Annotated in this window: 13 protein-coding genes; 9 read left to right on the top strand and 4 right to left on the bottom strand. The window is 52.6% G+C overall.

The window, feature by feature from the left end:
• Nucleotides 1–54: 54 nt before the first annotated feature.
• The gene (locus ABIE64_RS22165; RefSeq protein WP_354378647.1) at nt 55–918 is read right to left on the bottom strand and encodes an ATP-binding protein; all 864 of its coding nucleotides are present in this window, start codon (nt 916–918) and stop codon (nt 55–57) included.
• A gap of 236 nt (nt 919–1,154) precedes the next feature.
• Between ABIE64_RS22165 and yajC the strand changes: the two genes are divergently transcribed.
• The 5 genes from yajC to ABIE64_RS22140 all read left to right on the top strand — a co-directional run bounded on the left by yajC (nt 1,155) and on the right by ABIE64_RS22140 (nt 5,667).
• A complete protein-coding gene (yajC, locus tag ABIE64_RS22160) occupies nt 1,155–1,532 on the top strand; it encodes a preprotein translocase subunit YajC (RefSeq protein WP_007089625.1) in 378 nt (125 codons plus the stop codon).
• 135 nt (nt 1,533–1,667) lie between these two features.
• Nucleotides 1,668–3,242 carry a protein translocase subunit SecD gene (secD, locus tag ABIE64_RS22155; RefSeq protein WP_007089624.1) on the top strand — a complete coding sequence of 525 codons (1,575 nt, stop codon included), beginning with the start codon at nt 1,668–1,670 and terminating at the stop codon, nt 3,240–3,242.
• A 19-nt stretch (nt 3,243–3,261) separates the two neighbouring features.
• Nucleotides 3,262–4,191 carry a protein translocase subunit SecF gene (secF, locus tag ABIE64_RS22150; protein WP_007089623.1) on the top strand — a complete coding sequence of 310 codons (930 nt, stop codon included), beginning with the start codon at nt 3,262–3,264 and terminating at the stop codon, nt 4,189–4,191.
• A gap of 145 nt (nt 4,192–4,336) precedes the next feature.
• Complete coding sequence (locus ABIE64_RS22145) at nt 4,337–5,236, top strand: DMT family transporter (RefSeq protein WP_354378646.1); 900 nt, start codon at nt 4,337–4,339, stop codon at nt 5,234–5,236.
• A gap of 50 nt (nt 5,237–5,286) precedes the next feature.
• A complete protein-coding gene (locus ABIE64_RS22140; protein ID WP_007089621.1) occupies nt 5,287–5,667 on the top strand; it encodes an Mth938-like domain-containing protein in 381 nt (126 codons plus the stop codon).
• A 6-nt stretch (nt 5,668–5,673) separates the two neighbouring features.
• On the opposite strand, the gene ABIE64_RS22135 is transcribed toward ABIE64_RS22140, so the two are convergent.
• Complete coding sequence (locus ABIE64_RS22135; protein ID WP_354378644.1) at nt 5,674–7,032, bottom strand: NAD(P)-binding protein; 1,359 nt, start codon at nt 7,030–7,032, stop codon at nt 5,674–5,676.
• Nucleotides 7,033–7,143: 111 nt separating this feature from the next.
• Between ABIE64_RS22135 and ABIE64_RS22130 the strand changes: the two genes are divergently transcribed.
• From ABIE64_RS22130 to ABIE64_RS22120, 3 genes are all read left to right on the top strand, one after another.
• Nucleotides 7,144–8,322 carry a mechanosensitive ion channel family protein gene (locus ABIE64_RS22130; protein WP_071240051.1) on the top strand — a complete coding sequence of 393 codons (1,179 nt, stop codon included), beginning with the start codon at nt 7,144–7,146 and terminating at the stop codon, nt 8,320–8,322.
• Between the two features lie 6 nt (nt 8,323–8,328).
• Nucleotides 8,329–9,174 carry a phytoene/squalene synthase family protein gene (locus tag ABIE64_RS22125; RefSeq protein ID WP_071240050.1) on the top strand — a complete coding sequence of 282 codons (846 nt, stop codon included), beginning with the start codon at nt 8,329–8,331 and terminating at the stop codon, nt 9,172–9,174.
• A 142-nt stretch (nt 9,175–9,316) separates the two neighbouring features.
• A complete protein-coding gene (locus ABIE64_RS22120) occupies nt 9,317–9,883 on the top strand; it encodes a hypothetical protein (protein ID WP_083379358.1) in 567 nt (188 codons plus the stop codon).
• Between the two features lie 37 nt (nt 9,884–9,920).
• On the opposite strand, the gene trmFO is transcribed toward ABIE64_RS22120, so the two are convergent.
• Nucleotides 9,921–11,267, bottom strand: a complete 1,347-nt coding sequence (gene trmFO / locus ABIE64_RS22115; protein WP_071240214.1) for a methylenetetrahydrofolate--tRNA-(uracil(54)-C(5))-methyltransferase (FADH(2)-oxidizing) TrmFO — start codon at nt 11,265–11,267, stop codon at nt 9,921–9,923.
• 186 nt (nt 11,268–11,453) lie between these two features.
• Here trmFO and ABIE64_RS22110 point away from each other — a divergent pair, with 186 nt between their 5' ends.
• Nucleotides 11,454–12,434, top strand: a complete 981-nt coding sequence (locus ABIE64_RS22110) for a hypothetical protein (RefSeq protein WP_247643558.1) — start codon at nt 11,454–11,456, stop codon at nt 12,432–12,434.
• Nucleotides 12,435–12,456: 22 nt separating this feature from the next.
• Here the strand turns inward: ABIE64_RS22110 and uvrA are convergent, their stop codons facing one another.
• Nucleotides 12,457–15,285, bottom strand: a complete 2,829-nt coding sequence (gene uvrA / locus ABIE64_RS22105) for an excinuclease ABC subunit UvrA (protein WP_354378643.1) — start codon at nt 15,283–15,285, stop codon at nt 12,457–12,459.
• Between the last annotated feature and the right edge of the window lie 174 nt (nt 15,286–15,459).

Below are 15,459 nucleotides of genomic sequence, written 5' to 3'. Positions count from 1 at the left end.
CGCCCGGACCTTGATGTTCCGGGCGTTTTGTTTGTGCGCTGCTGTCCGGGGCAGTCAGCCAAGCTTTTTTCCCATTTCGCCGGCTAATTCCTGAATGAATTGCCATGCAACGCGGCCTGAACGACTGCCACGTGTGACCGTCCATTCCTTGGCTCGGGCACGAAGGTCTTCAATCGGAATATCAAGCCCGAATTCCTTGGCGTACCCTTCGATGATTTCGAAATAGACATCCTGTGAAATGTTGTGGAAGCCAAGCCACAGGCCGAAGCGGTCGGATAGGGATACCTTTTCCTCGACTGCCTCGGACGGATTGATCGCGGTTGATCGTTCATTTTCGATCATATCGCGCGCCATCAAATGGCGACGGTTCGATGTCGCATAGAAAATCACATTGTTGGGGCGGCCTTCGATGCCGCCTTCAAGCACAGCCTTAAGCGACTTGTAGGATTCATCCTGCAAATCGAATGAGAGGTCATCACAGAACAGAACCGTCTTGCGACCGCTTTCTTCGAGAATATGCAGAAGATGGGGCAGGGTCGGGATGTCTTCGCGATGGATTTCGACCAATGCCAATGCGCCAGCCTTTTCCGTGTTGATTTTGGCGTGCATCGACTTGACGATCGAACTTTTGCCGGTGCCACGTGCGCCCCAAAGCAACGCATTGTTGGCCGGAAGTCCATTGGCGAACCGTTTGGTATTGTTATAAAGAATCGTCTTTTGCTGTTCGATTCCCTGCAAAAGATCGATATCAATCCGGTTCACATTGCGCACCGGTTGCAGATAACCGCTTTCGGCCTGCCAGACAAAGGCATCAGCCGCGGCAAGGTCATTGGTTTTATGCGCAGGTGGGGCCATGCGTTCCAGCGCGTCGGCAATGCGCTCAAGGGTGGGCAGCAATTGATTGAAATCGTTGGTCATTAAAGCCTCTTGGATGTTTCTTTTTATCGTGGTGGCGACGAATATGCCCAAAACGCTATCACAAGGCGATCTGGCAATAACAGTGCCATATGATTTAGCGCGCTTTTGGTGACGTGAACAGAACCACAGAATACGGGATTTAACCGATAAAAATCCTGTTCTTCCTTGCGTTGACGGGACACACCGTTATATTCCGGCAGTTGATTTGTTTTGTTGTATGGGATTAGGAGTTCCTAATGTTGATTTCGCCGGCTTTCGCGCAGGGCGCAGGTGGCGCAGGTGGTGCAGATATGCTTACCAGCTTCCTGCCGCTGATCCTGATTTTTGTTGTTTTTTATTTCCTGCTTATCCGTCCGCAGCAGAAAAAACAGAAAGAGCATAAAGCGATGCTCGCTGCTGTTCGTCGCGGTGACAAAATCGTTACCGCCGGTGGTCTGATCGGTACCGTTGCCAAGGTTATTGGTGACGATGAACTTTCGGTCGAGATTGCTGAAGGGGTCAAAGTCAAGGTTGCACGCGGCATGGTTTCGACAGTTCTGTCGAAAACCGAGCCAGCCAAAGGCGACGACAAAGACGAAGACGAAAAAGAAGCTGAAGAGACCAAAAAAGACTGATCTCTTTGATGACTTGCAAGGCGGGGCAAAATGCTCCGCCTTCTTGTTTACAGCCGGTGGCCTGCGGGGTGTAACTCTCCCGATGTTCGATAGAACCAGACCAAGGTTTTCCAGACAAATCTGGTTAAAGGACACATGCTTTATTTTACGAAATGGAAAGCAGCACTGGTTTTGCTGGTGTGCGCTTTGGGCGTTATATACGCTGCACCGAATTTCCTGCCCAAGGGCACGTTGGCGACTGAAGCCAGCTATCTTCCGGGTAAACAGATCAGCCTTGGTCTTGATCTGCGCGGCGGATCGCACATGCTGCTTGAGGTGGACATTAACAGCGTGATCCGCGAGCGTTATGAAGCGCTTGGAGATACGATCCGTTCGACACTGCGCGAGGAACGCATTCGTTACCGTCCGCGCGATGCCGGATTGGACGGCGCGGAAGTCACCATCGTCAATGCCGACGAGGTCGAAAAAGCCCGCGATCTGATCCGTGATGTCGAACCTAATACCGTCATGAGTGGTGACGGCAACAACATTATCGTTTCCTACACCGAACAGGCCCGCAAAGAACTTGTTGATCGCGCGATCAGCCAGTCACTTGAAGTGGTGCGCCGTCGTGTTGACGAACTGGGAACGACCGAACCGTCGATCCAGCGCCAGGGTGAAGACCGTATTGTTGTTCAGGTACCTGGACTTGATGATCCGTCGCGTTTACGCGCGATTCTTGGCCGTACCGCGAAAATGAACTTCCACCTCGTGAACGAGGAAAAAACAGCTTCCCAGGCGCGTGCCACCGGCATGCCGCCGGGAACCATTATCCTGCCATCGGCTGATGCCGGTGACCGTGCGGCCGGTATCAACGAATATCTGATTGACCGTCGTGTGGTTGTTTCGGGTGATAACCTTATCGATTCCCAACCCACCTTTAACGATGGTCGCCCCGTTGTTTCATTCCGCTTTGACGCGGCAGGTGGTGCGCGGTTTGGCGACATGACGTCGAAAAATGCCGGTCGTCGTCTGGCTATCGTTCTGGATGGCGAAGTGATTTCAGCCCCGCGGATCAATGAACCGATCCTTGGTGGTAACGGTATCATTACCGGCCAGTTCAGTGTTCAGGAGGCCAACGATCTTTCGTTGCTGTTGCGTGCCGGTGCATTACCCGCACCAATGCAGATCCTTGAAGAACGTTCAGTCGGCCCCGGGCTAGGACAGGATTCTGTCGAGGCCGGTGAAATTGCAGCCGTTCTTGGTCTTGTCTTCGTTATTGCCTTTATGGTGATCAGTTATGGGCGGTTCGGGATTTATGCCGATATCGCACTTCTGATGAACCTTATCCTCGTGCTGGCAGTGATGTCGGTATTGCAGGCAACGCTGACACTGCCGGGTATCGCCGGTATCGTTTTGACGGTCGGTATGGCGGTTGACGCCAACGTACTGATTTTCGAACGTATCCGTGAAGAACGTAATAATGGCCGTACGATCATCAACGCAATTGATGCCGGTTATCGCAGTGCGATGTCGACCATCCTTGACGCCAACCTAACCACGCTGATTGCGGCTCTTGTGCTATTCAGCTTTGGTTCCGGGCCGATCAAGGGCTTTGCCGTCACGCTTGCCATCGGCATTATCACGTCGATGTTCTCGGCAATCTGGGTGACCCGACTGTTGATTTCGGTGTGGGTTAAACGCCGTCGTCCGACGGAACTGGTACTTTGAGGAAGGGAGCAGGAAAATTATGAAACCATTGCATCTTGTTCCGGATGACGTGAACGTCCCGTTCCTCAAATTCCGGAAAATCTTTTATATTGTCTCGCTGGTCATGGTGCTGGCATCTGTTGGCTTATTTGTAACCAAGGGGCTGAATTTCGGGATCGATTTCCGGGGTGGTATTCTCCTTGAAATCAAAACCGACGGTCCGGCCGATATTGGCGCGCTGCGTGATAATCTTGGTTCTCTTGGACTGGGGGATGTATCAATTCAGGAATTCGGCGAACCCGATGATGTCCTGATCCAGTTGCAGCGCCAGGACGGTGATGAAAAAGCCCAGATGGCAGCACTTGCTACTGTGACCGAGGCACTTGGTGACAATGTTACCATTCGCCGTAGCGAACTGGTCGGCCCGAAGGTCGGTGACGAGCTGAAGGAAGCCGGTGTCTATTCGGTTGCCATCTCGCTTTTGCTGATCATGGTCTATATCTGGTTCCGGTTCGAATGGCAGTTTGCCGTGGCATCGGTTGTGGCACTTCTGCATGATGTTCTGATTACCATCGGTTTCTTTGTGATCACCGGTGTTCAGTTCGATCTGGCGACGCTGGCAGCGGTTCTGACCGTTGCCGGTTATTCGATCAACGATACGGTGGTTGTATTTGACCGTATTCGCGAATATCTGCGCAAATTCCGCAAGATGGAAATACCCGATCTTCTTGATCTGTCGATCAATTCTACCCTGTCACGTACGACCATGACATCATTTACCACATTACTGGCGCTGATTGCGTTGTTCGTATTTGGTGGTGAAGCGATCCGTGGTTTCACGATGGCGCTGATTTTCGGCATTGTCATCGGGACTTATTCGTCAATCTGTGTGGCGTCTCCGTTGCTGATGGTTCTGCGGCTTAACCGCAAGATTCCCGAAGGCGAAGAGACCCAGAAGGCCGGTGCCTGATTCCTCAGCCGCAAGACATGGATTTACAGAAAGGCCGGGTTTGTGCGAAAACAACCCGGCCTTTTCCTTTAGTGCGCAGTGGCGTATGACTTTTGCGAACTGATTAAACCATTTTCAAAACTGGTTCTTGCCTGTGGCGCTTAATATGGACGCAAGTGATGGTCATCGGGCAAATTTGCTCGGTAGTCTGTGGATGATGGCGGCAATGGCAGCATTCGCCGTTGAAGACGCATTTGTGAAGGCCGTTTCGGCGACGCATCCAGTGGGACAGGTTTTGATCCTGTTTGGTGTCGGAGGGGCGGTTTTGTTTGCCGCGATTGCCAAAGTCCAGAATAAGCGACTGCTTGACCCGGCGGTTCTGTCGCGTCCCATGTGTGTAAGGATCGTGTTCGAGGTCATCGGGCGACTGTTTTATGTGCTTGCGCTTGCTTTAACACCTTTGTCTTCGACCACGGCCATTTTACAGGCAACGCCGCTTATTGTGGTTCTTGGTGCGGCGCTCATTTTTGGTGAAAAAGTGGGATGGCGCAGATGGTTGGCAATTTTTGTTGGTCTGATCGGTGTTTTGATCATTCTTCGTCCGAGCGCCGATGGCTTTTCAGTCCTGTCGTTGCTGGCGGTGATCGGAACAATCGGTTTTGCCGGTCGTGATCTAGCCAGCCGGGCAGCCCCGATATCATTGGGGACGTCTATTCTGGGATTCTATGGTTTTATTGCCATTATTATTGCCGGTATCCTGTTTTCGGTTTGGGAAGGCAAAGCATTTACGCTACCCGACGGCCAAAGCCTTTTCTATTTTTCCGGTGCGGTCCTGATGGGGATTTCTGCTTATGCCGCCCTGATGAAAGCGATGCGCAGCGGTGATGTTTCGTCGGTTACACCGTTCAGGTATACTCGGTTGTTGTTCGGTATTGCCTTGGGCGTGTTCCTGTTTGGTGAGGAACTCGACATGCTTATGTTGATCGGGTGTAGTATCGTTGTTGTTTCCGGGTTGTTTATTTTGTGGCGCGGGAAAAAAGCAAAGGCACCTGCGGCTGCGCTTTGAGGCAGACAACGCCAGGAGAAGTTTTCAAGGTTGCGTCAAAAGGGAATGATATGTCTTTGGAAGTAAGTCCGCTGATCGCAGAAGGCCGAAAGATCGTTACCAGCTATGGGGATGGCCTGTTTCGTTTTGGCGAAGAAGTTGTCACGGGTTCGGTTCTACTGTTTCCAAAGAATGTCTATTCCTGGCCGTATGAGAATATTGATCAGGTTGATGTCGATGCCTTTGGTCGGGTGATTGAAGCATCCGACGAGATCGATATCCTGCTGCTGGGAATGGGAAGTGGCATGAAACCATTGCCTGCTGAATGGCGCATTGCACTTCGCAAGCATGGCATTGTCGTCGAGCCGATGGATACCGGTGCTGCGTGTCGCACCTATAATGTTCTGGTATCGGAAGCCCGTCGGGTTGCCGCAGCCCTGATTTCGGTTTGACCCGTCTTATAAGTCGCGCAGTTTCAGATATTGATGCAACTGCGCGCGAACCTTCATCACACTTGCGATAACCGCTGCCGGTCCGGGCGGATAATCCGGCGGAAAGGCATCCCCGCATAAAAACAGGTTCCGCCAAGGTGGCGTAATCCGGTGGCGAAGTGCTGCAACCCCCGGACTGAGTTCCGGAAAAGGGGCTTCACAGTCAACATAACTGAAAGCCGGATGCTCATCGCCGGTTTCAATTTTTGTCCTTTCCGACAGATCAAGATTTAAATGCTGATCGCAAAGCTCTGTGACGCGCTGCCAGATCGTTGCTGCCAACTGAACCGCTGTGCCGTCGCTTGGCAGAATCAGACTGCTGTTCATGCTGACCTGTATGTGACGACGGTTGCAATAAATCGCACGTACCAGATCATCATCAGCCAGGACACAGCATGGTTCGGCAAAGCTTTTGCTGGCCTGAAACACAAAAGTTCGTCGATGCGCCGGGGCTGGCGGAATGCCGATATCAGGTACCGCATCGCAAAGTGGCCTTGGATGAAGTGCAAGCACCACGGCATCTTGCGGGCGCACCTCGATCTGATCATCGCCGAAAAACAGGTCGGTGGCGAAATCCGTCGTACTGTCGATATCACCAAGTTCCATACCGCTTATGATGTCGCCGCCAGCTGCGATAAAATGATCGCGCATAGTGGGCAGCGCGATATCGTTTAGGATGATTGGGTCAATCGCCGCGAAGGCGTGGCTTGCATTATGGCGGCGTATTTCACGCAATGTCGGCATTAAAACGCGCCCCAGCAAAGCGGCCGAGCAATTGTGGGCTGGCATTGAAAACAGCACCTCGGCCAGTGTCGCAAGTGCACCCTGATGATAGGTTGCTGTCGGTGTTTCCATATCTTCACCCAAATCAGCAGCGACCCGCATTCGTTGACTGACACGCCGATCTTCACTGGCGTAACGGGAGAACCATAAATTCCATGCCGTAAACAGCCGTGCGAAAATCGTCGGGCGACGTGCAATCAAAGCCGCGGCAATGCCGTGATCAAGATCAATGATGGCGGGGCTTCGTCCGGGGTGTTTAAGGCCGATAACCGCATGGGCCGGTCGGATCAGTTTTCGCGGAATTTCCGGCCATTGCGAGAAAAAATGCCGAACCAGATCCTCGGGATCATAGAAAATTTCGGGTTCGGCAACCTTGTGGTTTTTGGGGGAAGTTTTCATGCCGCGTGTCCAGCGGCTGGCGAAAGGTTCGCCGGAATCGTACAACGTTACGGATACACCATCCTGCGCCATTTGCGTTGCAAGTGCTGAGCCAGCAAGTCCGGCGCCAATGACATGAAGTCTTGGTGCAGCAAAGGATGCCATATGCCTGTCCTGTTTTAGTTGTTATACAGGGGCCGCAAGAAACAATCCGTAGCGGTAACCGTTAAGTCATTGTTTGATTTAAAACCTTAACAGCAGATTACATGTGAAGTCATGGACGAAATTACATCCGAAATTGATAGCCTGAACAGCGAAGTCATTGATCAGATGACCAATTGGGTCGAGATGCTGGGCGGCGGAGAAATCGGCAAATATGTCGTCGCAGGGGCGGTGCTGCTGTTTGTGTTCGTCCTGAAACGTGTTCTGGCACTTGGTGTCATTGGTAGCCTGCGCAAGCTGGCGCATCAGCACAAACATAGTACAGCCGCCCATGTTCTGGACGCCTTCGAGGCACCGATTCAGCTTCTGGTGATTCTGGGGGGCGTGTATTTTGCCATCGAGATTCTTGATCTTCCGGAAAACTTTGACACCGTTCTGTTTGAGTTGATCGGCATTTTTGCGACCTTCTCGGTCTTCTGGGCGCTATTCAGGTCGATTGAACCGCTGGCAATGTCTTTTAACAATCTGGCATGGCGTTTTGGGGGCGGTCTTGGTGATGATTTGCGACAGTTCTTTATTCGGGCGGTCAAGACGCTGATTGTTGTGATCGGCGTTGTCGTTCTGTTGGAAAACTGGGGCATTGATGTTTCTGCATTTCTGGGCGGTCTTGGGCTTGCCGGTATGGCCGTGGCATTGGCAGCAAAGGATTCAGTCGCCAATGTTTTCGGCGGCCTGACCATTCTGGCAGATAACCTTTACAAGCGGGGCGACTGGATCGAAACACCGCAGTTTGAAGGAACGGTCGAGGTCGTCGGCCTTCGCGCGACCAAGGTGCGCACGTTTGCCAAGGCCTTGGTGACGATGCCCAATGCGCAAATCGTTGATTCCCCGGTAATCAACTGGTCCCGCATGACCCATCGCCGCATCAAGATGGTGATTGGGGTCGAATATCGCACCACAGCCGATCAGATTGAAAAGATCGTCGACGATATCCGATCCTTCCTGAAAAATGATGATGATGTCGCGCAAACCGATGTGGTGCAGATGGTGCATTTGTCTGATTTCGGGGCAAGTTCGATCAATATCGATCTGTATTACTTTACGACCACGACCGATTGGGTGACATGGCGCGATATCCGCAACCGGCATATCATTGCATTCAAACGTATTGTCGAGGATAACGATGCGGCGTTTGCCTTCCCGTCGCAGTCGCTTTATGTCGAAACCTTGCCGGAAAAAATGACCGATAACACCAATGATGACCGCGCTGAAACATCGCGCAAGATCGGATAACGTGCGATGACTGAGGCCCCAAAGCTTTCCTATTGTGCCGACTACGTGCGTCGAAATGACAAGGATCGGTTTTTGTGTTCGCTTTTCGCAAGCCCGGACAAACGTGAAAGCCTTTTCACGCTTTATGCCTTTAATCAGGAAGTATCGAAAACGCGCGAAATGGTTAGCGACACCATGCTGGGCCATATCCGGTTGCAATGGTGGCGTGACACCCTTGCCGAGATTGAGCAGGGTAAAATCCGCAAGCATGAAGTTGTTGAACCTCTCTCGGTCGTGATCCAGTCCGGGCGGCTTGATGCGCGTAATCTGGAAACCCTGATAGCTGCGCGTGAATTTGACCTTACCGATAAGGTGCCGGCAAATCAGGCTGAACTCGATCACTATATCGATCAGACGTCCGGGCATCTGGCGGTGATGGCGACCGAACTGCTTGGTGTGGATGATGCTGATGCCAGACACGCCGCCCGACTGGCCGGGAATGCTTATGGTTTGGTGGGAATTCTGCGCGCCATGGTTTTCCATGGCCGGGCAAAACGGCTTTACCTGCCTCATGATCGGATGGAACATTATGGGGTCGGGCAGGGCGACATTTTTGAATTCCGCAAAACAGACACAGTCAAAGCACTGACGCGCGAGATTGCCGAACTGGCGCAAAACCGGATCAGGGAAGCCAGAAAGTATCGTAAATATCTGCCGTCAAATGCATTGGCCGCGGCATTGCCTGTGGTGCTGGCTGATGGATATTTACGCAAGCTTGAAAAGGCCGGTTTTGATCCATTCAGTGCCGAGTTTGGTCTTGCACGCCCGGCCAGTTTCCGGCTGACGGTAAAGGCATTTTTAAATCGATATTGAGCACCAAGCTAGATATTGGCGAAATCTCATCTAAATAGATGTAATGGATACAATATTTTCGTAAAGTCTTGTGGTAGCGTTATTTGACGCTGGGGGCCTGATGGCAAACGAGGCGGACGAAATGAACATAACGAGGTCCAACATGATGAATTTGCATGCGCCGATCAAAGCTTTGGGGCTGTTTGGCATGCTTTTGATCATGTGGCTTGTTGTGCCAGCGCCTTGTCATGCGGGAAATATCGGCCCGTTTGTTGGCGAGTATCACGGGACATCGATCTATAACGCCGAGGAAGAACTTAAAGCGCGCGATCTTGACGTGAAGATCACGGAAACCGGTCGTGGCTTTACCATTGATTGGTCAACGGTAATTCACAAGGCTGATGGTCGCGAAAAAAACGTATCGCTGAGTATCGAGTTCTATACCACGGATCGGCCCGACATTTATGGAAGTGCGATGCGCACAGGCCTGTTTGGCAAACGTGTTCCCAATGACCCGTTGCAGGGTGAACCGTTTGTCTGGGCGCGTATCGTCGGAAAAACCCTGACCGTTCATGCGCTTTACATCACGGATGACGGTGGTTACGAAATGCAGGTCTATGAACGCAGCTTGGATGCAGATGGCAATATGGATCTCGTGTTCAAACGGTTCCGAAATGGCGAACCTATCCGCGATGTCACCGGAAAGCTCAAACGCCAGAGCAAATATTGAAATTTAAAAGGCCACATCGGATGATGCGGCCTTTGTTTCATGCGGCGTTGATGTCTGAAAGCCATGCGTCAAACAAGGGAATAGCGCGGTCGCTATAAAGCTTCTTGCGGTCGCGGCCTTTCACCCGTTTGGTCAGTTCAAGTTCCGGGAAAAGCCCGAAATTGACATTCATCGGCTGGAAGGTGCTTTCGTCAGCACCGCCGGTGATGTGGTTTAAAAGGGCTCCCATGGCGGTTGCAAGCGGCGGTGTCGGGATTGTTTTGCCTTGCTTTTCAGCCGCAGCAAAACGCCCAACCATCAGGCCTACAGCGGCACTTTCCACATATCCCTCACAGCCGGTGATCTGCCCGGCAAATCGGATATCGGTCCGGGCTTTCAGACGAAGCGTGCCATCCAGAAGACGTGGGGAATTCAGGAAGGTGTTGCGATGAATACCGCCTAGACGGGCGAATTCGGCATTTTCAAGCCCCGGGATCATGCGAAACACATCGGCTTGCGCACCATATTTCAGTTTCGTCTGGAAACCGACCATGTTGTAGAGCGTGCCCAAAGCATTGTCTTGGCGCAGTTGCACGATGGCGCGTGGCTTACGGGTCGGATCATGCGGATTGGTCAGACCAACCGGCTTCATCGGGCCGTGACGAAGGGTTTCGCGGCCACGTTCAGCCATGACTTCAATCGGCAGGCAACCATCGAAATAGGGAGTATCTTTTTCCCATTCCTTGAATTCGGTTTTATCACCTTCGATCAGGGCGTCGATGAAGGCGTTGTATTGCTCTTCATTCATCGGACAATTGATATAGTCCTTACCATCGCCCTTGTCGTAACGCGACTGGAACCATGCCTTGTCAAAGTCGATGCTTTCCTTATAGACGATCGGCGCAATCGCATCGAAGAAGGCAAGGCTTTCCTCGCCGGTGGCCTTGCGAATGTCTTCGGCCAGTGCGCTTGAGGTCAGCGGGCCGGTTGCGATGATTGTGCTTTCCCATTCGACCGGTGGCAGGCCATCGATTTCGCCACGCTCCATGGTGATCAGAGGATGGTTCATCAGCGCATCGGTTACCGCCTGCGAGAAACCTTCGCGATCAACCGCAAGAGCGGCACCGGCGGGAACCTTGTGCGCGTCCGCACAGCGAATGATCAGCGACCCGGCACGGCGCATTTCATCATGGATCAGGCCGACCGCGTTATATTCTTTGTCGTCAGACCGGAACGAGTTGGAACAGACCAGTTCGGCACATTTGTCCGTGTGATGTGCGTCGGTCGGGCGGGTCGGGCGCATTTCGTGCAGGATAACCGGAATGCCGGCCTCTGCCAGTTGCCATGCGGCTTCGCTACCGGCAAGACCGGCGCCGATGATATGAACAGGTTTGACCGTGCTCACGGTTGCGAACTCCTCAGCAAAAACAGAATTAAACTTTCTGGCACACACATAGCGGTGCAGGAGGCCAGATTTCAAGTGAATTGCGCCATTTCGCTGCTGCATATCACTTATGTGACCGTAAATTATTCACAAACCTCCTGTTGCTGCGTCGCTGATACCAGACACATCCATCACAAGGAGGGCATCATGAGCTATCCGCATCGACCCTATGGTTACGATCCGGCCCATTGCCCAGTGATGGGGCTTGTTCCAATCCGGCGATCCAGACAGAGCACGACGATTGATTGTTTGCCTGATGGCAATGGCGGTGAAGGTGCGACAGACGGAGATGATAATACATCAGCGCGCAAAAATGCCGCCTCTACCATCGGACGGATTGCCTTTCCATTTGGTGATATCGGCGCCAACAAGTTTGGCAGCAGTGATGTTGAAAACATGATTGATTATGTTGTCGCCACCCGTCAGGGATGGCGCGCATCGCTTGTCATGCGGTCGTTTTTGCGCTGGTGGCGCAAGGATGAAGGGCTCGATGCCGATGCCCAAATGCGCAAAACGTCAGATGCAATCGTCATGTTGCTGGCGCTCAATCAAGGGCGGGACGGATTTGTGCATGGTTATCTGTCTGATCTGGCGGGCGGGCGCGATCAGCTTGATAACACACAGCGGGCTTTTTTCCGTTCGCTTCGGGTGGCAGCAATTGCACTGGCGCTTTCGCCGATATTGCTGGTCGTGTCGGTGATGCTGTTTTTACACGTAGACCAGATCGTCAGCGCCGGGCACGGCAAACTGTTCGGCTTCAGTTATGATTTGTTATTCTTTGTCGGCAGTTTCGGTGCGATCGGGGCACTGGTCAGCATGATGATGCGGTTGGGTAAGGATGTCGACTGGGCGGAAATGGAACCGGCGTCGGTTTTTTTCAATTTTCTGTTTCGACCCTGCCTTGGTTTTTGCTTTGCCCTGATCGTGTTGCTGGCACTGCGTGCCGGTATTCTGCCGATCCCGCTGGATCAGTTGCACAATATTTCCGACATGGATCAGATCGGAACGATTCCTGGTGCCGGGCAACAGATTTCCATCGTGCTGGTGCTGGCATTCCTGTCAGGCTTTAGCGAGCGGCTAAGCTCTGCTCTTGTCAAACGGGTCGAAGATCGGGTCGAAGCGGGCTAGGTGCCCGCTTCGTTTTAAGACATTACTTCAGGCCGAGATGGCGTTTAAGGTATTTACCGGTATAGCTTTCCTCGTTGGCCATGATGGCCTCTGGTGTGCCGCAACCAACCAGCTTGCCGCCGCCATCACCACCCTCGGGACCGATATCAATGATCCAGTCGGCAGTTTTTATGACATCAAGGTTATGTTCGATCACAACCACCGTGTTGCCCTGATCGACAATGGTGTGCAACACTTCCAGAAGCTTGCGGATATCATGGAAATGAAGCCCGGTGGTTGGTTCATCAAGGATGTAAAGCGTGCGGCCAGTGGCCCGCTTTGACAGTTCCTTGGCAAGCTTCACGCGTTGCGCTTCACCACCCGAAAGGGTCGTTGCCTGCTGACCGAGATGGATGTAGCTCAACCCGACCTGTTTTAAGGTTTCCATCTTGTCGCGAATGGATGGAACAGCCTTGAAGAAATCGGCACCTTCTTCGACTGTCATATCAAGAATGTCAGATATCGATTTGCCTTTAAATGATATTTCCAGCGTTTCGCGGTTGTATCGCTTACCCTTACACTGATCACAGGTAACGTAAACATCAGGCAGGAAATGCATTTCGATCTTGATCACGCCATCGCCCTGACAAGCTTCACAACGGCCACCCTTGACGTTGAACGAGAAACGGCCGGGCTTGTAACCGCGTGTTTTGGCTTCGGGCAATTGCGCGAACCAGTCACGGATCGGGGTGAAGGCCCCGGTATAGGTGACTGGGTTGGAACGCGGGGTGCGGCCAATCGGGCTTTGGTCGATATCGATGATTTTGTCGATATGTTCGATGCCGGTGATGGTGTCATGGGCACCGGGGTGATTGCGTGCATTATGCATCCGCTTGGCAAGTGCTTTATACAGCGTTTCAATGACAAGGCTGGACTTGCCGCCACCCGAAACACCTGTAACACAGATGAATTTGCCAAGCGGGAATTTGGCATCGACATTTTGCAGGTTGTTGGCGCGGGCACCCTTGATCGCAATCGATTTGCCATTACCATTGCGGCGTTCCTGGGGAACGGCGATCTGTTCAACCCCGACAAGATACTTTCCGGTCAGGCTGTTCGGGTTCTGCTGGATCTGTTCGGGTGTGCCTTCGGCAACAATACGACCGCCATGGATACCAGCACCAGGGCCCATATCAACGACGTAATCGGCGGCACGAATGGCGTCTTCGTCATGTTCAACAACAAGCACGGTGTTGCCCAGATCGCGAAGACGTTTCAGGGTCTCAAGCAAGCGATCATTGTCACGCTGATGCAGGCCAATGGAAGGTTCATCCAGAACATACAAGACCCCGGTCAGGCCGGATCCGATTTGCGACGCCAGCCGGATACGCTGGCTTTCGCCACCTGAAAGTGTGCCAGATGTACGCGACATCGACAGATAATCCAGCCCGACATCCCGCAGGAAACGCAGGCGATCATTGATTTCGCGCAGGATGCGTCGCGCGATTTCGGTTTCTTTTTCGTTCAGTTTGCCTTCAAGCGCCTGGAACCAGTCGGCGGCCTTGCCAATCGAAAGATCGGTGATCTCTGAAATCGTGGATTTGTCGATCTTCACGGCCAGTGCTTCGGGTTTCAGGCGATGGCCATGGCAAGTCGGGCAGCTTGAAACCGTCTGGTATTTCGAAAGTTCATCGCGTGCCCACTGGCTGTCGGTTTCACGCCAGCGGCGCGACATGTTGGGAATAACGCCTTCAAACGGTCGGGCAACCTTGTAGCTGCGCGAACCGTCATCGTAGGTCACCGTGACGTCTTCATCACCTGAACCATACAGAATGATGTCCTGTGCTGTTTTCGGAAGCTTTTCCCATGCGACATTGGTCTTGAAGCCGAAATGCTTGGCGACCGCCCGTAGGGTTTGAAGATAATATTTCGATGTGGTGCTGGCCCACGGCGCAACAGCGCCGTCGTCAAGGCTTTTGCCTTCATCCGGGACGACCAGTTCCGGGTCGAATTCCATCTGGGTGCCAATACCATCGCAAGCCGGGCAGGCGCCAAACGGGTTGTTGAACGAAAACAGGCGTGGCTCGATTTCTTCTATCGTAAAGCCGGAAACCGGGCAAGCGAACTTTGCCGAGAACACGGTTGTTTCCCCGGTTTTGGCATCTTCGGTCAGAACGATACCGTCTGTCAGTTCAAGGGCGGTTTCAAAACTGTCGGCAAGGCGGGTTGCAATCCCTTCCTTGACGATCAGACGGTCGACAACGACCGAGATATCGTGCTTTAGCTTTTTGTTCAGTTCAGGCGCTTCGTCGATGTCATACATTTCGCCATCAATCTTGACGCGCTGGAACCCGCGTGTGCGAAGGTCACGCAGTTCCTTTTTGTATTCACCCTTACGCCCCCGAACAAACGGTGCCAGCAGATAAAGCCGCGTGCCTTCGGGCATTTCCATAACGCGGTCAACCATCTGCGATACGGTCTGGCTGACAATCGGAAGGCCGGTTGCCGGGGAATACGGGATGCCAACGCGCGCCCAGAGAAGACGCATATAGTCATAAATTTCGGTAACCGTTCCCACAGTCGAGCGCGGGTTGCGCGATGTTGTTTTCTGTTCGATGGAAATCGCAGGAGACAGGCCATCGATATATTCCACATCGGGTTTTTGCATCAATTCAAGGAATTGACGTGCATACGCTGACAGGCTTTCGACATAACGACGCTGTCCTTCGGCATAAATCGTATCGAACGCCAGCGAACTTTTGCCTGACCCTGACAGACCAGTGATGACCACCAGAGCATCGCGGGGCAGTTCAACATCGATATTTTGCAGATTATGTTCTTTCGCACCGCGAACCGAAATTTTCGTCAGCATGTCGGGCCTTTTGTTCCTGTAATGTTCGGGAAAGGTATAGAGGAGCCAATCCTGATACGCAAGCGCACCCCTGACAGTTCCTGTCAGTATCTGTCAGGAGTAGTTTATTTTTGCAGTGGCGCAAGATTGCCCACGAAAAAACCCGCCGGAAAAACCGGCGGGTTGATCTGTTTT

The sequence above is a fragment of the Thalassospira sp. MBR-102 genome (genome assembly GCF_040549275.1).
GTDB classification, from domain to species: domain Bacteria; phylum Pseudomonadota; class Alphaproteobacteria; order Rhodospirillales; family Thalassospiraceae; genus Thalassospira; species Thalassospira xiamenensis.
The sequence above is the reverse complement of the archived record's forward strand: the minus strand, read 5'-3'. Positions and strand labels throughout refer to the sequence as shown.